The 24,822-nt window shown below is 42.4% G+C and carries 19 protein-coding genes, 1 pseudogene and 1 riboswitch; of the genes and pseudogenes, 1 reads left to right on the forward strand and 19 read right to left on the reverse strand.

Features of this window, described 5'->3' with window-relative positions; all coding sequences use genetic code 11:
* Positions 1–12 precede the first annotated feature (12 nt).
* From leuC to KFZ58_RS13655, 9 genes and pseudogenes are all read right to left on the reverse strand, one after another.
* Complete coding sequence (gene leuC, locus KFZ58_RS13615; protein WP_235791842.1) at positions 13–1,419, reverse strand: 3-isopropylmalate dehydratase large subunit; 1,407 nt, start codon at positions 1,417–1,419, stop codon at positions 13–15.
* Positions 1,420–1,508: 89 nt separating this feature from the next.
* The gene (leuB, locus tag KFZ58_RS13620) at positions 1,509–2,615 is read right to left on the reverse strand and encodes a 3-isopropylmalate dehydrogenase (protein ID WP_235791843.1); all 1,107 of its coding nucleotides are present in this window, start codon (positions 2,613–2,615) and stop codon (positions 1,509–1,511) included.
* Between the two features lie 244 nt (positions 2,616–2,859).
* Complete coding sequence (locus KFZ58_RS13625; RefSeq protein WP_235791844.1) at positions 2,860–4,404, reverse strand: 2-isopropylmalate synthase; 1,545 nt, start codon at positions 4,402–4,404, stop codon at positions 2,860–2,862.
* Positions 4,391–5,425 (reverse strand): ketol-acid reductoisomerase, encoded by a 1,035-nt coding sequence (ilvC, locus tag KFZ58_RS13630; RefSeq protein ID WP_235791845.1) that lies wholly within the window; start codon positions 5,423–5,425, stop codon positions 4,391–4,393. Before ilvC ends, KFZ58_RS13625 begins: the two co-directional genes overlap by 14 nt.
* Positions 5,426–5,456: 31 nt before the next feature.
* Complete coding sequence (ilvN, locus tag KFZ58_RS13635) at positions 5,457–5,978, reverse strand: acetolactate synthase small subunit (RefSeq protein WP_235791846.1); 522 nt, start codon at positions 5,976–5,978, stop codon at positions 5,457–5,459.
* Positions 5,975–7,755 (reverse strand): annotated as a pseudogene (gene ilvB, locus KFZ58_RS13640) (biosynthetic-type acetolactate synthase large subunit). The gene ilvN and the pseudogene ilvB overlap by 4 nt, the downstream one beginning before the upstream one ends.
* Positions 7,756–8,864: 1,109 nt before the next feature.
* Positions 8,865–10,550: a dihydroxy-acid dehydratase gene (gene ilvD / locus KFZ58_RS13645; RefSeq protein WP_235791847.1), complete on the reverse strand. Its 1,686-nt coding sequence runs from the start codon at positions 10,548–10,550 to the stop codon at positions 8,865–8,867.
* An 80-nt stretch (positions 10,551–10,630) separates the two neighbouring features.
* Positions 10,631–11,590, reverse strand: coding sequence for a bile acid:sodium symporter family protein (locus KFZ58_RS13650; protein WP_235791848.1), 960 nt, complete (start codon positions 11,588–11,590; stop codon positions 10,631–10,633).
* A gap of 221 nt (positions 11,591–11,811) precedes the next feature.
* Positions 11,812–13,518, reverse strand: coding sequence for an IS200/IS605 family accessory protein TnpB-related protein (locus KFZ58_RS13655; RefSeq protein ID WP_235791849.1), 1,707 nt, complete (start codon positions 13,516–13,518; stop codon positions 11,812–11,814).
* Between the two features lie 253 nt (positions 13,519–13,771).
* Here KFZ58_RS13655 and KFZ58_RS13660 point away from each other — a divergent pair, with 253 nt between their 5' ends.
* Positions 13,772–14,869: a branched-chain amino acid aminotransferase gene (locus KFZ58_RS13660; RefSeq protein WP_235791850.1), complete on the forward strand. Its 1,098-nt coding sequence runs from the start codon at positions 13,772–13,774 to the stop codon at positions 14,867–14,869.
* A 110-nt stretch (positions 14,870–14,979) separates the two neighbouring features.
* On the opposite strand, the gene dhaM is transcribed toward KFZ58_RS13660, so the two are convergent.
* The 10 genes from dhaM to rpiA form a co-directional block, all read right to left on the reverse strand.
* Positions 14,980–15,351, reverse strand: coding sequence for a dihydroxyacetone kinase phosphoryl donor subunit DhaM (gene dhaM / locus KFZ58_RS13665; RefSeq protein WP_235791851.1), 372 nt, complete (start codon positions 15,349–15,351; stop codon positions 14,980–14,982).
* A 2-nt stretch (positions 15,352–15,353) separates the two neighbouring features.
* A complete protein-coding gene (gene dhaL / locus KFZ58_RS13670; protein ID WP_235791852.1) occupies positions 15,354–15,971 on the reverse strand; it encodes a dihydroxyacetone kinase subunit DhaL in 618 nt (205 codons plus the stop codon).
* Between the two features lie 15 nt (positions 15,972–15,986).
* Positions 15,987–16,982 carry a dihydroxyacetone kinase subunit DhaK gene (gene dhaK, locus KFZ58_RS13675; protein WP_235791853.1) on the reverse strand — a complete coding sequence of 332 codons (996 nt, stop codon included), beginning with the start codon at positions 16,980–16,982 and terminating at the stop codon, positions 15,987–15,989.
* A gap of 566 nt (positions 16,983–17,548) precedes the next feature.
* The gene (gene glpK, locus KFZ58_RS13680; RefSeq protein ID WP_235791854.1) at positions 17,549–19,042 is read right to left on the reverse strand and encodes a glycerol kinase GlpK; all 1,494 of its coding nucleotides are present in this window, start codon (positions 19,040–19,042) and stop codon (positions 17,549–17,551) included.
* A 12-nt stretch (positions 19,043–19,054) separates the two neighbouring features.
* Positions 19,055–19,885: an MIP/aquaporin family protein gene (locus tag KFZ58_RS13685; protein ID WP_235791855.1), complete on the reverse strand. Its 831-nt coding sequence runs from the start codon at positions 19,883–19,885 to the stop codon at positions 19,055–19,057.
* 204 nt (positions 19,886–20,089) lie between these two features.
* The gene (gene fdhA, locus KFZ58_RS13690) at positions 20,090–21,307 is read right to left on the reverse strand and encodes a formaldehyde dehydrogenase, glutathione-independent (RefSeq protein ID WP_235791856.1); all 1,218 of its coding nucleotides are present in this window, start codon (positions 21,305–21,307) and stop codon (positions 20,090–20,092) included.
* A gap of 200 nt (positions 21,308–21,507) precedes the next feature.
* On the reverse strand, positions 21,508–22,146 hold the full coding sequence (locus KFZ58_RS13695) for a queuosine precursor transporter (protein ID WP_235791857.1): 639 nt from the start codon (positions 22,144–22,146) through the stop codon (positions 21,508–21,510).
* Positions 22,147–22,202: 56 nt separating this feature from the next.
* Entirely contained in the window at positions 22,203–22,691 is a 489-nt protein-coding gene (queF, locus tag KFZ58_RS13700) for a preQ(1) synthase (RefSeq protein ID WP_370642289.1), read from the reverse strand.
* A gap of 72 nt (positions 22,692–22,763) precedes the next feature.
* A riboswitch (PreQ1 riboswitch) is annotated at positions 22,764–22,811 on the reverse strand.
* An 82-nt stretch (positions 22,812–22,893) separates the two neighbouring features.
* Positions 22,894–23,889 carry a sodium:calcium antiporter gene (locus KFZ58_RS13705; RefSeq protein ID WP_235791859.1) on the reverse strand — a complete coding sequence of 332 codons (996 nt, stop codon included), beginning with the start codon at positions 23,887–23,889 and terminating at the stop codon, positions 22,894–22,896.
* Between the two features lie 241 nt (positions 23,890–24,130).
* The gene (gene rpiA, locus KFZ58_RS13710) at positions 24,131–24,811 is read right to left on the reverse strand and encodes a ribose-5-phosphate isomerase RpiA (RefSeq protein ID WP_304956800.1); all 681 of its coding nucleotides are present in this window, start codon (positions 24,809–24,811) and stop codon (positions 24,131–24,133) included.
* Positions 24,812–24,822: the final 11 nt, after the last annotated feature.

The raw sequence follows: 24,822 nt of genomic DNA on the forward strand, positions 1-24,822 counted from the left end.
AACATACACCTCCTAGTTAGGTACGCCTGCAAATTTGCGGACATCCACAAAATGACCTTCTATCGCAGCTGCAGCCGCCATTTCAGGACTTACCAAATGGGTACGGGCCCCATTCCCCTGTCTTCCTTCAAAATTTCGGTTGGATGTCGATGCGCATCTTCCCTCCGGTGGGACGATATCATCATTCATCCCTAAGCACATACTGCAGCCGGACTGGCGCCATTCAAAGCCCGCCTGTTTAAAAATCGTGTCCAGTCCTTCTTTTTCCGCTTCCAGTTTGACACCGAATGAACCTGGTACAACGATGCCTCTCACACCCGGATGTACTTGTTTTCCTTCAACAATGGCAGCTGCTTTTTTCAAATCGCCTATACGTGAATTCGTACATGAACCGATAAACACATGATCAATTGCAATGGATGTCATCGGCTGATTTTCTTCCAATCCCATATATTCTAAGGCTCGCTCGACATCTTCCCTATGATCAACATCGCTTAAGCTTGGCGTTGCTCCACTAACAGGTACACACATACCCGGGTTCGTTCCCCATGAGACCTGTGGTTCAATCTCTGCTGCATTAATCGTTACGGTCTTATCATAGACAGCACCTTCGTCTGTAGCAAGGCTTAACCACTGATCAGCTAACTGGGTAAAAGCTTCACCCTCAGGCACATATTCTTTTCCTTCTAAATAATCAATTGTTTTCTGATCAGGGCTGATTAACCCTGCCCTTGCACCAGCTTCAATGGACATATTGCATACCGTCATGCGACCTTCCATGGATAAATTCCGAATCGCATCACCTGTATATTCCATGACATAGCCTGTGCCGAATCGCACTCCAAATTTCGCAATGATTGCCAGAATTAAATCTTTAGCCGTCACCCCTGGCCCCAAATCGCCTTCTACATGAACATTCAATGATTTTGGCTGTTCCTGCTGCAACGTCTGTGTTGCCAACACATGCTCAACTTCGCTTGTGCCGATCCCAAAAGCGAGGGCGCCAAACGCACCATGTGTGGATGTATGACTATCACCGCAGACAATTGTTTTTCCAGGTTGGGTTAATCCAAGCTGCGGACCGATCACGTGAACAATACCTTGGTCCGGATGCGCCATGTCTGCTAATGGGATATCGTGATCCCTGCAATTTTGCCTTAATGTTTCCATTTGCTTTTTGGAAATTTGGTCTTTAATCACGTCCCTATTTTTTGTTGGAACATTGTGATCCATGGTAGCATAGGTTAAATCCGGTCGGCGCACTTTTCTATTGTTTAAACGCAGCCCTTCAAAAGCTTGAGGAGAGGTTACCTCATGAACTAAATGCAGATCAATATACATTAAATCCGGTTTTCCTACCTCTTCATGCACGACATGTTTATTCCAAATTTTAGAAATGATTGTTTCCGGTTTCGCCATTTTAAAACCTCCTCTGCCTTATTGGGTTGATACTTTTCATGCTTGGGTTGATTCTTTCTCTTCCGGTTGATATCCAATGGATCGAATCATCAAGCATACATATTACCAATACTATTGCAAACACTTTTCGTCGTTAGGTTTTCAAGAACCATTTCCGTCATTTTTTGTGTCCCTACCTGCTTGCCATCCTTCATCTGCAAATCAGGGGTATGGTACCCTTGCTCCAGACATTCATTGACAGCTTCTTCAATCTCAGCAGCTTCCTGTTCCAGCCCGAATGAGTGCCTTAGCATAAGTGCGCTTGAGAGGATCATTCCTAGTGGGTTCGCAACTCCTTTTCCGGCAATGTCAGGTGCTGAACCATGAACAGGCTCATATAGTCCGACACCATCGGAACGTATACTAGCAGACGGCAACATCCCAAGGGATCCAGTTAAGACTGATGCCTCATCACTTAAAATATCGCCAAATAAATTTTCCGTAACGATGGTGTCAAAACGATCCGGCTGTGTGATCAGCTTCATTGCCGCAGCATCAACAAGCAGATGCTCTACCGTAACATCCGGGTAATCCTTTCTCTTCTCCTCAACAATTTCGCGCCACATGCGGCTGGATTCCAGGACATTCGCTTTATCAACAGATGTTAAATGGTTATTTCTAAGACGCGCGCTTTGAAAAGCTTTATCAATAATCCGTTCCATTTCGCTCCGCTGGTAATAAAGGGTATCAACAACGGCGTTTCCATCTTCCCGTCTTTCACTTGGCTTGCCGAAATAAAGCCCGCCTGTCAGCTCCCGAATGATTAAAATATCACTGCCATTAATCACATCTTCTTTTAATGGGGAGGCATGAAGTAAAGGGGTAAAACCTTTTACCGGGCGAAGATTAGCAAATAACCCCAATGTCTTTCGGATCCCCAACAATCCTTTTTCAGGTCTCAGATGCGCGGGAAAAGAGTCCCATTTTTCTCCCCCAACAGCACCCAGTAAAATCGCATCCGCTTCTTGACACGCTTTGATCGTATTCTCCGGCAATGGAACCCCATGATGATCAATCGCGTCTCCGCCAATCTTATGCTGGTCAAATGTAAAGGTATGGTCAAATTCACTGGCAATTGTGTTTAATACGACTTCAGCAGCTTCCATAATTTCTCCTCCAACACCATCGCCCGGAAGCAGAATAATGTTTTTATTCATCATAAACCCTCCCCTATATTTTCGAAAACTTGGCTTTGTTAAAGGAATTCTTAGAAAGCGTTCTTTGCTTTATTAAAAACCCTTATACTTTGGAGTGCAAGCTCTTAAAGCAAAGCTTCGTTCCAATTATGCAGATAAGAAAGTATAAAACTTTCTTATCTGCCAAAATATCTAATGCGATATATTGAATTTGGAAAACAATTTTTCCACCATTTTCCAAAATCTGACTTCTAACCGCTGACCTCTATTTCACTACTTCCTTCTTCACCGCCTGATTCTGCTGCACAATATAACGGTTCACACCATTTAAAAATGCAGTTGCAGATGCTTCTATCACGTCTTGGGCAGCTCCTCTGCCATTCACTTTTTCGCCATTGATCTCAAGCTGTACATGTGATTCGGCAAGTGCATCTTTTCCACCGCCAACAGAGTTAAGCTGGTAATCTACCAATTTCAAATCCTCTTCAATTAAGGAATCAAGTGTTTTATACAATGCCTCTACACTGCCCTTACCTGTACAAGCTGTTTCAACCGCATTTCCTTCTGGCGTTTTCAAACGTACAGTAGCTGTTGGGATATTCGCTGTTCCGTATTGCACCTGGAACATTTCCAATTCGTATTTGTCTACTTTATCCATATCCGTTTGCACTTCCATTAAGATGGTAAACAAATCATCATCGGTTACTTCCTTTTTATGATCTGTCAGTAGTTTAAATTCGTTAAACGCTTCTTTGAGTTTTTCTTCTGATAAATCATAACCCAACTTCTTTACGTTATCCTGGAACGCATGACGACCCGAATGTTTTCCAAGGAAAAGCGTATTGGAATGGACACCTACCATTTCTGGTGTGATGATTTCATACGTAGATGGATTTTTCAGTACACCATCTTGATGAATACCAGATTCATGGGAGAAAGCATTACGTCCAACAACCGCTTTGTTCGCCTGCACATACATCCCCGTCAACTTAGCAACTAAATCACTCGTACGTTTTGTTTCATTTAATTGGATGCCTGTCGTGTGCTTGTAAGCATCAGCACGTACCTTCAGGGCAACTGCAACCTCTTCTATTGATACATTCCCGGCCCGTTCGCCGATGCCATTAATAGCACCTTCTATTTGCGTTGCGCCATTTTCTACTGCGGCAATCGAATTTGCAACGGCCATACCCAAATCATTATGACAATGACAGGATAGATCTACACGATCGATATTTGGTACATTTTCTTTCATATAGCGAAACATGTCTCCATACTCTTTTGGTGTTGCGTAACCTACAGTATCTGGCAGGTTAATAACAGTTGCCCCGGCATCGATAACTTTTTCAATAATACTGGCAAGAAAATCTAAATCGGAACGCGATGCATCTTCTGCCGACCACTCAATTTGTGGAAACTTTTGACTGGCGTAAGACACCATCTCAACCGCCGTGTTCAATACTTCTTCCGGTGATTGTTTTAATTTATATTCCATGTGAATCGGCGATGTTGCTATCACAATATGCACGCAAGGTTCTTTCGTATTCTTCAGCGCCTCCCAGCAGGCATCAATATCTGATTTCACTGCACGTGCAAGCCCGGTAACTGATGTGTCTTTTAGCGTTTCCGCAATCATTTTCACAGCGTTGAAGTCACCATCGGAAGTGGCGGGAAACCCCGCCTCTATCCGATCAACACCATACCGCTCCAGCTGTTTGGCGATTTCCAGTTTTTCTAATTTGTTCAGATTAACACCCGGTGACTGCTCGCCATCCCTCAACGTTGTATCGAAAATTTTAATTTGTGACATGCTGTTTCACATCCTTTTGTTTTTTTTGCAATGGCTGTTTCACAAAAGGCATTAACTCTCGTAACTCCCTTCCTACTTGTTCAATTGGTAACTGATTTTCCTTGGCATTAATTGCATTAAATTGTGGACGATTTGCTTGATTTTCAAGGACCCATCCTTGGGCAAATTTACCTGACTGTACATCTGCAAGGATTTCTTTCATCCGATCTTTCGTTTCATCATTGATGACACGTGGTCCGGATACAAAGTCTCCCCATTGAGCTGTGTCTGAAATGGAATAACGCATGTTTTCCAGTCCGCCTTCATACAGCAAGTCAACAATTAGTTTCATTTCATGCATACATTCAAAGTAAGCTACTTCCGGCTGATATCCTGCGTCTGTTAATGTTTCAAAGCCTGCTTTGATCAAGTTAGTTACACCGCCGCATAGTACTGCTTGCTCACCGAACAGATCTGTTTCCGTTTCTTCTTGGAAGGATGTTGCAAGAACGCCCGCTCTGGCTGAACCGATTCCTTGTGAATAGGCAAGTGCAAGTTCGGTTGCATTTCCAGTAACATCTTGGTACACACCATATAAAGATGGAACGCCTGCACCGTCTTCATATGTTCTGCGTACTAAATGTCCAGGTCCTTTTGGTGCAACGAGAAATACATCAACATCACTCGGTGGTACAATTTGACTGAAATGGATGTTAAACCCATGGGCGAATGCAATGGCATTACCGGACTCCAGATTTGGCTTAATGCTTTCCTGATAAACATATGGCTGCAGTTCATCCGGCAAAAGAATCATAACAACATCTGCAGTTTTTGTTGCTTCAGCTACGGAAAGAACAGAAAAGCCATCTTCTTCCGCTTTTTCTTGAGACTTACCAGGTCTGAGTCCTACAACAACGTCATAGCCGCTCTCACGGAGATTCAGTGCGTGTGCATGCCCCTGTGATCCATAACCTACTACTGCGATTTTCTTTCCTTGCAATACCTCTTTTTGAACATCTTTTTCATAAAGTACTTTTGACATTAGTAATCTCCCTTTCTATTTTTAAACGTTTTTATATTGAAAATGAGTTAATCTCGGTTACTTGTTTTGCTGGCTGCTGACCCCTTAAGAATGCGGTGACACCAGTTTTTGTCAATTCTTTAATTCCATAAGGTCTGAGCAATGTAATTAACGCTTCAACTTTATCCGGTTTTCCTGTAACCTGTATGGTTAAGCTATCCTTACTCACATCGATGACGGATGCGCGAAACGGTGTGATGATGCCTTGAATTTCCGCTCGCAATGGGCCATTTCCACCAACTTTTATAAGTGCGAGCTCCCTTGCAACCATTGCTTTATCGGTAATATCCGATACTTTTATGACATCGATTTGTTTATTTAATTGCTTTGTCAATTGTTCCAGCTTCTGTGGATCGCTAACTTCAACGACGAATGTCATTTTGGCTATGCCTTCTGTTTCTGAACTTCCAACAGATATGCTGTCGATATTGAATTGCCGTTTATTCATCATCCCTGTAACCCGGTTGAGAACACCACTTTGGTTTTGAACGGTTGCTATGATAATACGTTTCATTTCGTCACCCCTATCATTTCGTGGATCCCTTTTCCTGGGGCAATCATCGGATAAACACATTCTTTTGGTTCAACTCTGGCATCGACAACAACGGGTCCATCATAGGCAAATATATCTTCAAGCAAACTTTCGACATCATCCTCTTTGTCTACTTTCATACCACGAATACCGTAGCTCTCGGCAAGTTTTACAAAATCCGGGTTCGCTATGATTGATTCCGAATAGCGTTCCCCGTAAAAACTTTCCTGCCACTGTCTAACCATTCCTAATGCTTCGTTGTTGACGATAATAACTTTGACAGGAAGGTTCTTTTCTTTCAGAACGGAAAGCTCCTGTAATGTCATTTGAAATCCGCCATCACCAACCAGGGAAACAACCAAATCATCCGGGGCTCCAAGTTGAGCTCCAATTGCCGCTGGAAAGCCAAACCCCATTGTTCCAAGTCCCCTGAAGTAACCCATCGATTCGGTTTATCAAAAGCGTAATATTGCGCTGCCCACATTTGATGCTGCCCTACGTCTGTTGTGACAATCGCTTCTCCCTTCGACGTGCGGTACACTTGCTCTGTCAGCCATTGCGGGGAAATGACGTCATTGGATCGTTCATACCACAATGGGTAATCTGACCTGTTGTTTTCTAACGTTTCCTTCCAGGCTTGATGATCCGGCTGATCAATGGTGCTATTTAATAATGACTTTAATGCTTCTTTCGCGTCCCCAACTACCGGAATATCTGTCGGAACATTTTTTCCTATTTCTGCCGGGTCAATATCGATATGGGCAACCTTGGCATGTGGTGCGAAATGCTCCAAATTTCCGGTTAGACGGTCATCAAACCTGGCGCCGATATTGATTAATAAGTCAGCTTCATACATTCCCATATTTGCCGCGTATGTCCCGTGCATACCTGCCATCCCTAGTGACAGATCATTGGATCCCGGAAAACCGCCTAGTCCGAGTAATGTATTGGCTACCGGAAGCTGAAATTTTTCCGCAAACTCTTTTAATTCTTCGGAAGCTTTTGCAAATACGATACCTGCGCCTGTCAACAATATCGGCTTTTTGGAACGACTCAGGGCATCTGCCAGTTTCCTGATTTGCAATGGATTGGGCCGTTCTGTCGGCTGGTAGCCCGGCAAATAAAAATCATTGTTGAAGTTAGGTGCGGTAAGTTCTTGTGATATATTTTTCGGAACATCAACAACAACCGGACCCGGACGGCCTGTTGAAGCAATATGAAAAGCTTCTTTTACGATTCTTGGCAGCTCTGAAAGCTCATTAACCTGGTAATTGTACTTCGTAATCGGGGTTGTAATCCCCATCACATCCGATTCCTGGAATGCATCAGTACCAATTACCCCTTTTGCTACTTGACCGGTAAAAATAACCAATGGCAAGGAGTCCATCATTGCATCCGTAATCCCGGTGATGAGATTTGTCGCACCAGGTCCGGAAGTTGCCAATACAACTCCAGGCCTTCCAGTAACACGTGCATATCCTTCAGCTGCATGAATGGATCCTTGTTCGTGACGCGAAAGTATATGCTTGAATGGCGCCTCGCTTCGATACAGTGCATCGTAAATCGGTAATACTGCTCCACCGGGATAACCGAATATCGTATCCACCCCGGAATCAACCAATAATTCAATTAATAAATCAGCACCGGTTATCATTTCCTTTGTCCGTTCCACTTCTTGTTTTACCTCAGCCTTCACAACGACATGCCTCCTTATTTGTTTAATAAAAAAAGACCCTTCTCTCCACATGGAAATCTGCATAAAGTCAGAATTTCAGGGGAGAAAAGAGTCATTTTCACGGTACCACCCAGGTTTATAGCACTCTTGCGAATACTACCTTACAAGGCTGATGATCAGCCTATTTTGATAACAGGTACATGTAAATGCACCTGGCCCGAGCTTAATAAGAATCCGTTCAGCTCAGCACTCAGAGAAGATGTCAGAACAATATGTACTTCTGGGCTTCCAGCAACCCCAGATCTCTGTAAGTACATGTAACATGTTCCTTTTTTCCCGTCATCGCGTTCGTTTTATTCGTTTGTTATAAGATTTTGATAATTGCATTTGTACGATTGCTTTTTTGAATGATAGTAAATATTTGATATTGCGAACTATCATATAACGGATTTTGAAAAAGGTCAACAGCTTTTTGAAAAGTTTTTTGATACTTTCGATAAGTAAAATAAGTTGTATCCGCTTACAAGTCCTGCATACTAATAACCAGATTTTTTTAAAAATAAATATTACATTTTGATTACAAAAAGAGCCCCAGTTTTGAACTGAGGATCTTCCTGTTAGTTTTGTACTTTGCCTTATGGTAGTCGGTTAAAACGCGGCTCATGCCACCGCTACGGAAATACATTCCGCTCACCTTAGGGCGGCTGGTGAGCCCTCTCGTGCTCGTCGTGTTGCAAGTGATTTCGAGAAGCAGCACTCCTCGCAAAAAAGATTGCTACCGCACTTCGGGGTCTCACCTATGCCTTTCCTCCCGCTGGAGTCTCCATGAATTTCCTTCGCTGGATGTTCCGGTTACTGCCGCTAAATTGCATTTGTAACCAATATTCAAAACATAGACCACTCACCAGTTCGGGTGAGCGAAGGGCGGTGACTCCTGCTTAGAACAAATGTCTTCGGTGGGACGAGCATTTACGCGCAGTCCCAGCACGTGTCCAGACCTGAGCAGGACTATTCTAAGGAAGGCCGACTAAAACCGTCCTTTGCGGACAACGTCGGCATACCCCTTTGCCGGGGCAAGGAGGCTGAGGCTGAGGCCGTGCCCTAAGGATGCGCATCCGCCCGGAGCGATCCCGAACGGCGATTATAAAATATCTTGCGTGTCAAAAACAACACACTTGTAGAAACAACCCTCATCAATCTCTATTCAAATAATCCGTAACAGCACCTTTGGAGGAGCTGGTGACATTATGTGCATATTTACCCAATACGCCTTTTTTGTAAAGTGGTGGTGCGACCCAGGATGCACGACGGTTTTCGATTTCTGCTTCTGATACGTCCATGGAAATTTCTTTTTTATCCGAATCAATGGTCACCAAATCGCCTTCTTTCAGGAATGCTATTGGCCCGCCACTTTGTGCTTCTGGTGCGATGTGACCGACGACTAAGCCATGTGTACCACCGGAGAATCTTCCATCAGTTAACAAGGCAACTTTCTCCCCAAGTCCTTTTCCAACCAGGATTGAAGAAATGGACAGCATCTCTGGCATCCCCGGTCCACCTTTTGGCCCGACATAGCGAATAACCAGCACATCTCCTTCGTTGATTTGATTATCCATCACTGCAGCAGTAGCTTCTTTTTCCGTGTCAAATACACGAGCAGGCCCCGTATGACGGTTGACTTGTACACCGGATACTTTCGCTACAGCTCCCTCAGGAGATAGATTCCCTTTTAAAACGATTAATGGCCCGTCTTCCCGTTTCGGATTATCAAATGGCATGATGATCTTTTGATCTTGATCAAGGGAGGAAACTTCTGCTAGATTTTCAGCAACTGTTTTACCTGTTACGGTCAAACAGTCCCCATGGAGATATCCTTCCTCATAAAGAAGCTTCATGACACCTTTTACGCCACCAACACGATGCAGATCTTGCATTACAAAAGTCCCACTCGGTTTTAGATCAGCAAGATGTGGCACCTTTTCTTGAATTCTATTAAAATCGTCAATCGTTAAATCTACTTCCGCCGCATGGGCGATCGATAGTAAATGCAGGATGGCATTCGTCGATCCGCCAAGCGCCATGACAACCGTAATAGCATTTTCAAACGCTTCTTTTGTCATGATATCTTTTGGATATATCCCTTTTTCAAGCAAATGATAGACCGCTTCACCGGCAGCTTCGCAATCAGCAGCTTTATCTTCTGATTCTGCCGGGTTCGATGAGCTGCCTGGCAGGCTCATTCCCATTGCTTCGACAGCGGATGCCATCGTATTTGCCGTATACATCCCACCACAAGCTCCAGCACCAGGGCATGCGCTGCATTCGACCGATTTTAGTTCATCGTCATCTATATCCCCGTTATTATGTTTACCTACACCTTCAAACACAGATACAATATCGACATCTTGACCCTTATTGGATCCTGGCGCAATCGTCCCACCATACGCAAATATTGCCGGAACGTCCGCATTAGCAATAGCAATCATACAGCCCGGAATATTTTTATCACAGGCGCCAATGGCTACAAATCCATCCATATTCTCTGCACCCACTACGGTTTCAATCGAATCAGCGATCACATCACGGCTTGGCAGGGAATAACGCATTCCTTGCGTCCCCATAGAAATCCCATCCGAAACGGTTATCGTATTGAACATTAAGGGCAGGCCGCCAGCTTGTTTAGCACCAACTTTAGCACGAACAGCCAAATCATCAATATGTACATTACATGGGGTTATCTCTGCCCACGTACTGGCTACACCAATCATTGGCTTCCTGAAATCGTCATCCGTTACCCCTACAGCCCGGAGCATCGCACGATTAGGTGCTCGCATGGCACCATCAAATACATGACTTTTAACACGCAAATCTTTTCCCACTTTAGAATTCCACCTTTCTTTTGAATAATTATAAAACTAGTTTTTAAATTGTTCAATGAAATTATTTTTAAGCAACAAAATTAGCTCACCTTTTTATCCTGAAATGAATCATCGCCTTCACTCCGTTTCCCCCACCATGTTGCCAAAATAGGACCGGAAATATTGTGCCAAACACTGAAAAGTGCACTTGGTACAGCTGCGACCGGTGAAAAATGGGCAGATGCAAGCGCTGCGGCAAGGCCGGAGTTTTGCATGCCTACCTCGATGGAAACGGCTTTTTGATCCGAAAAGTCCAACCGCAGTAATTTGGCTAACACAAACCCGAGCAGGAGTCCGAGTACATTATGCAACACAACGACACTGAAAATAAGCAGACCTGTGGTAACAATCGCTTCGGTGTTCGTTGATACAACGGCTGCAGCAACACCTACAATACCAACTACCGACACAAGCGGTAACGCCGCAACACTTTTCTCCACTTGCTTGCGGAATAATAAGCGGACAACGATTCCTAAAACGATCGGAACCAAAACAATTTGGACAATGGACAGGAACATATCTCCAGCAGAAACTGGCAGCCACTGACTTGCAAGCAGCAAGGTCAACGCCGGCGTCAATATCGGTGCTAATAGTGTTGATACAGCGGTCACCGACACCGATAAAGCCGTATTCCCTTTTGCCAAAAATGTCATCACATTGGATGCCGTACCACCTGGACAGCAGCCTACCAAGATAACGCCAACGGCCACTTCTGGTGGAAGCTGAAAAATGAGCGCAAGTCCAAGTGCAAGCAGTGGCATAATAGTGAATTGAGCCACAACCGCAATAAGAACGCTTTTCGGTGCTTGAAACACACTTTTAAAATCACTCACAGAAAGTGTAAGCCCCATTCCAAACATAATAATCCCAAGCAGCAGCGATATGTATGGTGCAAGCCATGTAAATCCGCCCGGGAAAAAGAAACTAAGGCACGCAAATAGGATAACCCAAATCGCAAACGTGCTCCCCGCAAAATTACTAACTTTTTCCAATGTCTTCATTTTTCATTCCCCCTGCATGTCTCTTTTTTTAAAACTATTAGAAATTCTAATAATTTAATTAACGATTTTATCATACTCGGGATGAAAAAGGTAGGTTTATTTTTTTCTTGTTAACAGGTATAATTAACTTAATTCATTGAACCTCCCCCCACCAATTCAAAGAATTGGTGGGGGATTTTGAGCCCATTCAAAAGAATAGGCCAGAACCAATGCTCGCTCAACTAAGCCTTGGATTTTCTGCTTTCTAATTTAGACAGACCTGTTTTCTCAAAATCTGTCAAAGCATCTTGAGAAAATAGTGTGTCCCAAGAACACAACCCATTTAATCTAGAAAGCTCTATCTGATAGAACGTATTTTTACGAATATTAGACAGGGAGTTCGAAATGTACGCCCATTGCGCCCAGTGATGTAGACCTTGTTTCTTCTCTGGAACAAGCGAATGCAACACCGGTGGGAGTTTTTCTTTGAAGCCCATCGCCCTGCGAGCAATGACATACGAAGCTGCCTCGTGAATAGAAATTCCAAGACGTTTCATATATTTCATTTTACCAATTTGACTCGTATAGGCAGGGTTTACCTCGTAAACCTCCACGCCCATCTTGTCGGCACGGCTTTTAATAGCAATTATCATAATATTATAAGCGAATTGACTCATTAGTCGATTTGCTTTCTTATTTCCATAAGGATTTTTGACTTTGGATTTCGTCGTATCTAATTTTTCTAGTGCAACTGGCTTTTTATGTTGGGCGGCATAATCAACGAAATCGATAGCTTCGGCTTCGATAATTTTTTTCAGTTGACCGGTTGTTTTATTATGAATGTCAAACTTTATCGAAAAAGATTCGATGAGCTGACCGATAGCGTTCGTATTAGATACAGCAAAATGGTCAACGTTTAGATCCAAACCAATAATTCCACTATCTTTGGAGTGGTTAACATACGGATTTGGTTGCACATCAACTAAAGCTTTGGCAATATAATATTCACCACAATCTTCGATCGACCAGCCAATTGGTTTTCCGAATGCCTTTTTGTTCTTTAAGTTCATTTGCATGCGAACAGCATTATCTACGTTTTCTTGGCCGTAGGGAAAAACAATGTTGTCAAACTTTACAACAATTCCGTTAATAGCTTTAAACGAAAGTGCATTGTTATCTGGATCATAGATAAAAACAAAATTACCGGCTTTTGCATCTTTTCTACCGGAAATAGTCATTTTTCCATAACGAGCTAAATACCAATCCTGCTTCCAAAGCTCTCGATTTGTTTGATATTTTTGCGTAGTCGTTCTTGCTTTTGCAAGTTTATTCGAACCAAAACAAACGCTTTTCGTGTTACTTCGTAGACTAGAAATTTGTTTTTGCAACCTATCTAATCTAAAACGCAAACGCCCCAAAAGAGAAATTAATTGTTTGATTTTCACATCTATATAGAGATGCTCAAAATCATAACTATTATAATAAATGTCTGTTTTATTTTTATATTCCACAACAAAAAAGTTCCCTTTTTGTTGTTCGCGGGAAATTTTATTAAATTTTGGAGTCCCTTTAATGAAAGAACCCTTAATTTTCTTTAAAACCGTAAGATTTGACTTAGTGTTTTTGATTTTCTTTTTAACAGATTTTATCTGTTCTTTTTTATTAGAAATATACATTTTCGTGAGTTCTTCTTGCGAAGAAAGTAGTGCTTTTCCTTCCTGGACGACACTATTTGTGTAGTAATCATTTAATGCGTACTTTGCTTTTACACTAAGGTGAACGGATTGTTTTGATTTAACCTTTGATCCACGCTTCTGGCGGACTTCTTCCTGCACACGAAAATGTTTTGCTTGATTAAACGTAAAAAGGGTGTGTTGTGTATCTTCTACGACACTACTATTCAATGTATTTTTATAGATTCTGTTCGAAAAATAAGTTTTTATAGTCATACACAACACCCCTTTCATTCTTTGATTTTATTATACAATATCCGAACAGTCGTTTCCAATGATCTAACTGCATTATTTAAAATCTTTTCTACTTTTTCTCGTTTGCGGCGATTCATCTCCCACTAATCGCTGAGAACCGCAATTTGAAGGAGTCTTCGTCTAAATCATATAAAAAAAGTGAAAATACCTATTGAATAAAAAGTGAAAATGGATTATTATAGTAAGAATACTTTAACAACAAGGGGATGTTGACATGGAGGCACAAAATATTCAAGTAAATCATTGTGCTGTAAAGAAAGAAAAACCAAATACTGATCAATTGGAGTTCGGGACAGTATTCACGGACCATATGTTTATCATGGATTATTCAGAAGAATCCAAATGGCATGATGCGCGTATTGTACCATATCAGCCGCTTACCATCGACCCGTCTTCTATGGTATTTCATTACGGTCAATCTGTATTCGAAGGGATGAAAGCTTATCTCTCGTCTGATGGAGACACGCAATTATTTCGTCCGGAAAAAAACATGCAGCGCTTAAATCATTCCAACGATCGACTTTGTATCCCACAGGTTGATGAGAATTTTGTAATACAGGCAATTAAAAAACTTATCTCTGTAGATCAGGACTGGGTCCCCGAAGCAGAAGGAACCACGCTGTATATTCGCCCATTCATCATTTCCACCGAATCCTATATAGGTGTGGCACCATCAGCCCATTATAAGCTAATTGTGATCCTGTCACCTGTTGGTGCTTATTACAAAGAAGGCATCAACCCGGTAAAAATCGCAGTGGAAAACGAATTTGTCCGTACCGTAAAAGGCGGAACCGGTGAGGCGAAAACCGGTGGCAACTATGCTGCAAGCCTTAAGGCCCAAGAGATTGCCGGCCATAAGGGATTTGCTCAAGTGCTATGGCTAGACGGTGTTGAAAAGAAATATATTGAAGAAGTAGGCAGCATGAATATTTTCTTTAAAATTAACGGAGAAGTTGTTACACCGGCCCTAAACGGTAGTATTCTGGAGGGGGTAACAAGAAACTCGGTGATCCAGCTCCTGAAACATTGGAACATTCCTGTTGTAGAACGAAAAATCTCGATGGAAGAACTGCAGCAAGCCCATGAAGATGGATTGCTTGAAGAGGCATTTGGTGCGGGAACAGCAGCAGTTATTTCCCCAATTGGTCAAATAACCTGGAATAATAATGATTTTCTTATTAACGGTGAAAAAACAGGGGAAGTAGCGAAAAAATTATATGATACGTTAACCGGCATTCAATATGGAAGAGAGGAAGATCCATTTGGCTGGGTTACGAAAGTGAAAGATGGAGTTACTAAAATAGCACAATAGACGTGTAAGCAAGCAAAACTCCCCCGAGCTCTTGTACTCGGGGGAGTTTTTGTTGTGGCATTTATTTTCATAACTGATGGTACTGTTAACTTTAAGCAAGCTTCCTTGATCTAAAATGATTTCACCACAGCATCATGAACTTCCTGCACGCTTTTACCCATACCTGATTCCACAGCCGCTGTATAGGATCCTTCTACCAGTGGCGCCTCCACTAATTGAATGTTTTCTGAATCAGCCATTTCCATTGCCATTTCTGCATTCATTTTTGCACTGCCAATATCGTAAAAAAGCAGCACACCTTTGCCCGTGTCAGCACGCCCTATTGCTTCTTGAATTTTATCAATGCTTGTCCCGATATCGTCTTCTTCCGTTCCTCCTGCTGCTTCAATAGGCACCTCTTTCACAACCTGCGTAATTAAATCTTTGATGCCTTCAGCTATTTTCGAACTATGGGAAATTAAAACAATACCTGCATATGCCATGATTAGTATCCTCCTTCTGCTTCTGCGAGTGCTTCGAAAATGTAATAGGACGAAGCAGAACCTGGATCAATATGGCCGATTGATTTTTCTTTGAAATAGGCTGCCCGACCTTTTGTAGCCATGAGATCTTTTGTATTTTCCATAGCCGTTTTTGCTACTTCTAAGATTTTGTCTGCCTGAAAAGCGTTTTCCTGTTTGAAATGTTCAACAACCGGAGCCCATACATCAACAAGCGTTTTCTCACCCTTTGTCGCTTTTCCGCGCTGCATGACACCACTCAGCGCTTCTTCAAGGCCGCTAGTGAATGTAGCATAATCAACTGGGTCATTCCCTTTAAACGTTGTCGACAACTTCAAAAATAATGTCCCAAATAATGGCCCGGATGCTCCGCCGACCTTAGACATAAGTGTCATTGCGACATCTTTTAAGACATCAGAGGCAGTGTCATATGATTCTCCAGAAATTTTATTTACGGCTTCTTGAAATCCGCGTGACATATTAATTCCATGATCACTATCCCCAATGACCTGATCGAGCGATGTGAGATACTCCTTATTCGCTTGTATTTTTTCATTGGTTAATCCAATCCATTGTATCGCATCTTGTGCTTGAAACTCCATGATTTTTCTCCTTTCCTACGAACGAAACGCAACCGGACGTGACTGGGCATCAAGCAGGGATTTCAGTTCATCATCCAATTTCAGGAGACTGACCGAACAGCCAGTCATTTCCAGTGCGGTCATGTATTCTCCGAAAAATGTTTTATGAACATGGATATCTTTTTCTGCTAAAATATCCTGGACTTTGCTGTTAACGATATAGAGTTCCATTTCTGGTGTGGCACCTAACCCATTTATCATGACAGCCACTTCGTCACCACTTGTAAACTCCATGTCAGCTAATATTTTGTCGGTTAGCTCTGTGGCAATGTCATCCGCAGTTGCGACTTGTTTTCGTTCAATCCCGGATTCTCCATGAATCCCGATCCCAATTTCCATCTCATTTTCTTCCAGTTCAAAACTTGGCTTTCCTGCAGCTGGTACTGTGCAAGGTGTCAACGCCATCCCGATAGAACGTATATTTGCCACTACTTTTTCTGCAGCGGCTTTTACTTCTTCCAGGGTACCACCTTCTTCAGCCATTGCACCAGCAATTTTATGAACCAACACCGTTCCAGCGATTCCTCTTCTGCCAGTAGTCGCATCACTGTCCTCAACGGCTACATCATCATTTACAATGACACTTTCCACCTGGATTCCTTCTGCTTCTGCTAATTCGGCCGCCATCTCAAAATTCAGCACATCACCAGTGTAATTTTTAATAATTAGAAACACACCTGATCCGCTATCAACCGCTTTAATCGCCTCAAGCAGCTGATCAGGCGTCGGTGATGTAAAAACTTCTCCGGCTACAGCAGCGTCAAGCATCCCTTTTCCTACATATCCAGCATGTGCAGGTTCATGCCCGCTCCCGCCGCCACTGACAAGTCCGACTTTATTTTTTACCGGAGCGTCACTTCTAACAATTGCCATCGTCCCCGGAATTTGCCTCAAGTCATTCGGGTATGCTGCAATCATTCCCTTAACCATATCTTGTACAACCTGATTCGGATCATTAATAATTTTTTTCAAACGGATGCACTCCTCTTTCGATTTATGAAAAGGCTGTTTTCATATACTTTGCTACTTTTAAATCTTCGGAGTTGATGTAAACTGCGACGTAACTTGCAATTAAGATAGATGCTTTTATCCACCGCTACGGAAATACATTCCGCTTTCCGCGGGCGGCTGATGAGCCTCCTCGAGCTACGCTCTGTGGGGTCTCACCTAGGCCTCTGCTCCCGCAGGAGTCTCCATGTATTTCCTTCGCTGGTGTTGTGCCTATTAAAATCCAGCTACAGATATCCACTTTTGATAGTTGATTGGAGCGGAGGACCGTTGACTCCTGCGGGAAAAGCACGTGTCTGAGGACCCCGCAGCGGTGGTCTTCCGCGAGGAGGCTGAAGCCGTGCCCTAAGGTGCGCAACGGTCCGGAGCGGAAATCAACAAGCACTTACGTCGCAATCTATATCTTTTATGCCAAAACCAACAAATATTTTCGGTGAAACGAACCTCTGGTGCTGTCCCAATCTTCTAGAAAACAGCCTATGAAAAAGAGAGACCAACCCTAAGATAATAGTTGGCCTCTATCAGCAGTTTTATTTAAAAGTTCTTGTAGACGCTACTGCCTTCTTCCAACCTTCATACAGCTCATTACGTTTTTCCTCATCAAACTGGTTTGTAAACGTCTTTTCGTTTTTCCATTGTTTGGCAATTTCCTCTTTATCTTTCCAATAACCAACAGCAAGGCCGGCAAGATATGCTGCGCCAAGTGCTGTCGTCTCTTGGATGACCGGACGTTCGACGGATACGCCGAGGATGTCACTCTGGAATTGCATGAGGAAGTCATTTTTAACAGCGCCGCCATCTACACGCAATGTTTTTAAATCGATCCCTGAATCACTAATCATGGCATCTACAACGTCTTTCGATTGATAGGCAAGTGATTCCAGTGTTGCGCGAATAAAATGCTCTTTCGTCGTTCCGCGCGTTAATCCAAATACCGCGCCTCTCGCGTCACTATCCCAATACGGAGAGCCAAGTCCAACAAACGCCGGCACCATATAAACTCCTTCTGTGGAGTCTACCTGTGTTGCATAACTTTCCGTTTCCGGCGCTTCATTGACAAGCTTCAGACCATCACGCAACCATTGAATGGCGGATCCGGTTACAAAAATACTGCCCTCAAGCACATATTCTACTTTGCCATCTACACCCCAACCTAGCGTGGTGAGTAGGCCATGCTCTGATTTTATTGGTTTTTCTCCTGTATTCATTAATACGAAGTTGCCTGTTCCAAACGTATTTTTTACCATTCCTTCTTCAAAACATGCCTGACCAAACAATGCTGCTTGCTGGTCACCTGCAATACCGGCAATTGGAACCTCATGGCCAAAGAAATGATAATCAACCGTATCGGCATAAATCTCTGAGGATTGACGAACTTCCGGAAGCATATTCTTTGGAACGGTTAGAATATCGAGTAATTCATCATCCCATTTCAGATCATAGATATTGAACATCAATGTTCTGGCAGCATTAGAGTAATCCGTAATATGCGTTTTCCCACCGGATAGCTTGTAAACCAGCCATGTATCCATGGTACCAAATAATAGATCCCCATTGTCTGCTTTTTCCCTTGCACCATCCACATTATCCAGGATCCATTTCACCTTCGTACCGGAGAAATAAGGATCGATTAACAAACCGGTTTTATCCCGAATGACATCACTATATCCCTGATCATCCAATTCCCTGCAAATATATTCGGTTTGACGGGATTGCCACACAATTGCTTTATATATAGGTTTTCCAGTATGTTTATCCCAAACAACCGTCGTTTCCCGTTGGTTTGTAATACCAATTCCAGCAATTTGACTAGGATCCGCATCCGATTTCCGTAAAACTTCTGAAATACAAGCAAGTATGGATGTCCATATCTCATTGGCATCATGCTCTACCCAACCTGGCTTTTGGAAAAATTGCTCAAACTCTCGCTGGGCTGTTTCCACAATTTCCCCATCATGATTAAACAAAATCGCACGTGAACTCGTTGTACCTTGATCTAATGATAAAATATATTTTTCACTCATATTAATCTCCTCCTATACAATATTTTTTTCTGCTTTATCTGCCTTTGTCTTCCCCAATTTCAATTCCGAACTGGCAGCACCTACTAGAATAATAGCAACTACAGCGCTTAAGATCCAGAACAATATGGAAAATTCACCTACAAACATGGCCTGGTAAAATACTGCTCCATATGCACCGCCAAGTAGTGGACCTACGATTGGGACCCAAGCATAACTCCAGTCCGATGAACCTTTTCCGGGAATCGGAAGCAACGCATGCGCAATTCTTGGGCCAAGGTCACGAGCCGGATTGATCGCATATCCGGTGGCACCCCCAAGTGACATCCCGATCCCAACAATTAGAGCACCAACGATTAAAGGATTTAACCCTTCTGTAAATTCATTCGCACCAATAAACAGAAGACCCATCACAAGGACGAATGTACCAATCATTTCACTGACCAGGTTGGAAAATGGGCTGCGTATGGCTGGCGTTGTTGAAAACACATCCCTTTTGGCAACTTTATCTTTTGTTTCCTTCCAATGTGGCAGGTAATTTAAGAAAACAATAATCGCACCAATAAAAGCCCCAATTACCTGTGCGCTCATATACATTGGAACTTTTGCCCATGGGAGATCACCCGTTATAGCAAATCCTAATGTTACGGCAGGGTTAATATGTGCACCAGTAAAATTACCAACTGCATATACACCCATCGTAACACCTAGACCCCAGGCAAGTGTAATCAGTACCCATCCGGTTCCTTCAGCTTTAGACTTTTTCAACACAACTCCGGCGACAACACCACCTCCAAAAATAACGAGGATCATTGTACCAATCAGTTCAGCTAAAAATTCAGGCATGTTTAACACTCCTTTTCATTATCAATCTAGTTAACTATTTATGATGCAGAAAAAAGACCCATACTCAATAGACATACCTCTCCCCGAGAAAGTACTATTAAAGTATGGGTCTCCATATCTCCACCACGTGATTAACTTGTATTAATACAATATCATATGATGTAATCGCTGTCAATTCGTATGAGAAATATTTTTCGGTTTGATTTAACTTCCCACCATCCCATGTGGATCGATAACAAACTTCTTAGAAACTCCACCATCAAATGCCCTGTATCCAGCAGGTGCCTCCTCAAGTGAAATTAGTGTAGCATTTACAGCTTTTGCAATTTGTGCCTTACCACTTAAAATAGATTGCATTAAATCCCGGTGGTATTTCATTACAGGGGTTTGTCCAGTTACAAATGTATGCGCCTTTGCGAATCCTAATCCAAATCGGATTTTCAGGGTTCCTTCTTGTGCATCTTTATCTTCAGCACCAGGATCACCAGTTACATAAAGTCCTGGAATCCCTAAACGGCCACCCGCTCTCGTGATACCCATTACCGAATTTAATACCGTTGCAGGTGCTTCTCCGCCGTCTTCTCCATGACCGCTCGCCTCAAAACCGACCGCATCAATCGCACAATCCACTTCCGGTTCGCGTAATATTTGCTCGATTTGCTCTTCAAGATTAGCATGCTCTTTTAAGTTTACCGTTTCACAGCCAAAGCTTCTTGCTTGTGCTAATCGTTCTTCGATTAAATCACCAACGATTACGACAGAAGCTCCCAGTAATTGTGCCGAGTGTGCAGCAGCCAAACCAACAGGACCTGCTCCTGCTACATAAACCGTTGACCCAGGTTTTACACCAGCACTTACAGCTCCATGATATCCAGTTGGAAAAATATCCGAAAGCATGGTTAAATCAAGAATACGCTCCATGGCTTGATCTTTATCCGGAAATTTTAAAAGTTGGAAATCTGCATATGGCACCATGACGTATTCGGATTGACCGCCAACCCATCCGCCCATATCAACATAACCATACGCTGAACCAGGGCGATCCGGATTTACATTTTGACAAATATGTGTATCTTGCTGCTTACAGTTCCTGCAACGTCCACAAGCAATGTTAAACGGGACAGACACAAGATCCCCTTTCTTCATAAATTCAACATCACTGCCAATTTCAACAATCTCACCTGTAATTTCATGACCAAGAACTAAGCCGCTTGGTGCGGTTGTCCTTCCTCGAACCATATGCTGGTCACTGCCACAGATATTCGTTGTTACAACTTTTACAATAACACCATGATTACATTTCCTGCCTACATTCAGTGGGTTGACACCAGGCCCGTCCCTCAGAATCAAATCCGGATACGAAATATCCTGTATTTCCACTTCCCCTGGCTTGACATAAACTACTCCACGATTACTTGCCAAACGAACCACTCCCTTAAATATAATCGATAAAAGGTGCGCATCATGTAAGCAATATCATTCTAAACACTATTATATCACTATATTTTAAAAATTCAAGAATTAATTCGGTAAGCGCAGGACCTCGGATGTATACCTCGAACAGTGCCTGTCACGCCCCGAATTGTGTCGAAAGCACAGATATAAGAAATACGCCCTCCTGTTTAAGAAGGACGTACTACTTCAGGATTCATTTGTTCCTGTTTCGATTTTCTGGCGATTTTCACCAGTAAATAAACTATTGGTGTATCAACCAAGGCAACAATCAGTTTAAATACATACTGGGTTGCGATCATCCCGAGAAGGACGGTGAACGGTACTGTGCCCCAGAATGCAATTATGATGAAAATGGTTGTATCAACGAGTTGGCTGGTCATTGTGGATACATTATTTCGCAGCCATAGCTTCTTCTTCCCATGTTTTGCTTTTAATCGGTGAAACAGGCTGACATCCAGATTTTGACTGGCAATATACGACAAAAGGCTAGCAAGCATCACCCGGAAACTCCCACCAAGAATGGTTTCAAATTCTGCTTGTAATCCAAAAGCTGGAGCAGCAGGCAGTTGAATCGCAATAAAGATAAAAATCATTACAATAATTTGTGTGAAAAATCCTGCCTGAACCGTTTTGCGCGCTGCATCTTTGCCGTATACTTCGCCGATTACATCCGTAATGATAAACGTTACGACATACACGATTACCGCTGCTGGTAAAATAAATTCACCAATACGAAACAATTTCACACCTAAAATATTGGACACAATTAACAGCCCAACAAATAATGCATTTAAATAAATAAACATATATCTCGGGTCCTCTCCTATTCAGAGAAAATCAAAGCCAACCCTCTAATTCATTTCTAGCGATTATCTATCTTTTCCGGATACATATCATGATTCATCATGCGGTGCTCCGCCATTTGTTCATACTTCGTTTCCGGCTTCCCGTAATTGCAGTACGGATCAATGGAAATGCCACCCCGTGGTGTGAATTTCCCCCATACTTCGATATAACGTGGATTCATCGCGTCGATTAAGTCATTCATAATGATATTCATGCTATCCTCATGAAAATCACCGTGATTTCGAAAGCTAAATAAATAAAGCTTCAAAGACTTACTTTCAACCATTTGCGTGTCTGGAATATAACTAATATACACTGTTGCAAAGTCAGGCTGACCAGTAATCGGGCACAATGTCGTAAATTCCGGACAATTAAATTTTACAAAAAAATCCCTGTTTTGGTGATTATTATCGACAGTTTCCAATACTTCCGGTGCATAATCAAAGTTATATTTCACATCCTGACTTCCCAATAACGTCAGATTTGAAAAATCCTGTTCCTTCACACTCAAAACCTCCTTCGTTCTTCATTAAAAAATGCCATGCACCCTAAGGCACATGGCATACCAATCGCAGCACATGACTTAGTTTTTTATAGAGGGTTAAAAGCTAAGAACCTCTCCTGCAGCCAATTATACAACACCGAACAGTGCCTGTCACGCCCCGAAATTTGTCATATATTGTCGAAATACTCACGCACCATTTTTCCTATCCCATAAAGATAAAATAGGAAACTACAAAGTAACCGATCACCGTTAAAATGGAAGGAATACTATAGGACCATAATGACATGGAGCGATTTCGCATTAGTGCCCAAATAAGGACAGCTGACAGTACTGAGATCCCAATAGCGGTGTATATATTAGAATGAGATACATCTGTTAAGATAGCTCCGCCTTGATAAACCGCATCAGATACAGCTAAAATCACCATATTAAACATATTACTTCCTAAAATAGATCCAACTGCTAAATTCGCATTTTTTAAACGAAATGCTGCGAACACAGAAACTGCTTCCGGCAGCGACGTTGTTGCTGCTATCAGAATACTTCCAACAAAACTCGATCCAAGCCCTGTTATGACCGCAATACGATCACCAGTGATAGAAAGCACACTTCCAACTATCATGATAACGACAGCAGCGATTATAAAACCTATCACAGCCCGTTTTACAGAAATTGACTTTTTCTCGGTCCCTTCCTGCTGCTTGTCCGCCTTATTCGCATCCTCATCTCCCTCTGGTGAAGGCATCTTGCTGATGACAATCATCCCGACTATGTAAACAATCAGAATCATAAGGGAATCCACACCTATTCCAATGATGGTGTAATCAATTTTAAGAATAAGCGCCAAGGTAACCATCAGCATTAAAAATAGCCCCAGGATAGCCGAATAGAGATGATTTCTGCTTACAAGATGATATAACTGTTTTCTCCTAAAAAACAGGTCAAAACCAGCAAGGATCAATAAATTAAATAAATTGGAACCAAGCATATTACCAATTGCGATATCAATATTATCTATTACCACCGCTGAGAAACTTGTGGTAACCTCCGGCAGTGACGTCGCCCCCGCCAGTAAAATTGTACCAACAAGCATACCGCCCATAGCGGTCTTCTCACTAATCACATCAGCATATTTCGATAATTTCATTGCAGTATAAACGGTAACTCCAGCTGCTAAGATAAAAATGACAAATACCAAAAATAACCACTCCTATTCCTATACCTCTATCATAATATACCCAATTAGCCATTTCTTAAAAGAAAAAAATAATGGAATAGCTAACAGTACTGTCACGCCCCGGAATTTGTCGAATAACAACACAAGCTTGTCAACCAGAAATTTAACAAGAAAAAACCACCCTATTGGATGGTAAACAAGCTTAACTATTATAAATAATCTTTTGGACTGAACCCTGTTATTTCTTCATCAAATACCAAACTCACCCCTTCGAAATAACCTCTACCTTATCATCCTTACCAACAACAATCTTATCCGCCATTCCAATAAACAAACCCGATTCCACGACACCGACAAGCGATTTCAATTCCTTATGTAATTTTACAGGATCAGAAATTTTATCAAAAGGGCAATCTAAAATATAATTTCCGTTATCAGAGACAAATACTTCCCCATCTTTTTGCCTTAATTTAGGTACACAGCCTAATGTTGAAATGTTGTTTGCCGTCACTTCCCAGCCAAATGGAATGACCTCAACTGGCAAAGGGAATGCGCCTAACTGAGCTACCCTTTTTGAACTATCGACAATTATGATGAACGATTTAGCCGCTGAGGCAACAATCTTTTCTCTCAGTAGCGCTCCGCCGCCTCCCTTGATAAGATGTAAATTTTCATCAACTTCATCCGCTCCGTCAATGGTGACATCAAGCTGTTTTGTTTCAGAGAAATCCGTTAAAGGAACACCGAATTCCTTTGCCCATTGCGCTGTTGTTTCTGATGTTGGCACACCGGCTACATCCAATCCTTGCTCAACATATTCACCAAGTTTCTTAATCATCCAGTATACCGTGGATCCTGACCCTAGGCCCACCTTCATCCCATCTTCTATGTATTTTACTGCTTCTTCTCCAACTAATTTTTTAGCGTTATCCATTTCACTCATTACGTACATCC

The organism is Virgibacillus sp. NKC19-16 (assembly GCF_021560035.1).
GTDB lineage: Bacteria > Bacillota > Bacilli > Bacillales > Amphibacillaceae > Virgibacillus_L > Virgibacillus_L salidurans.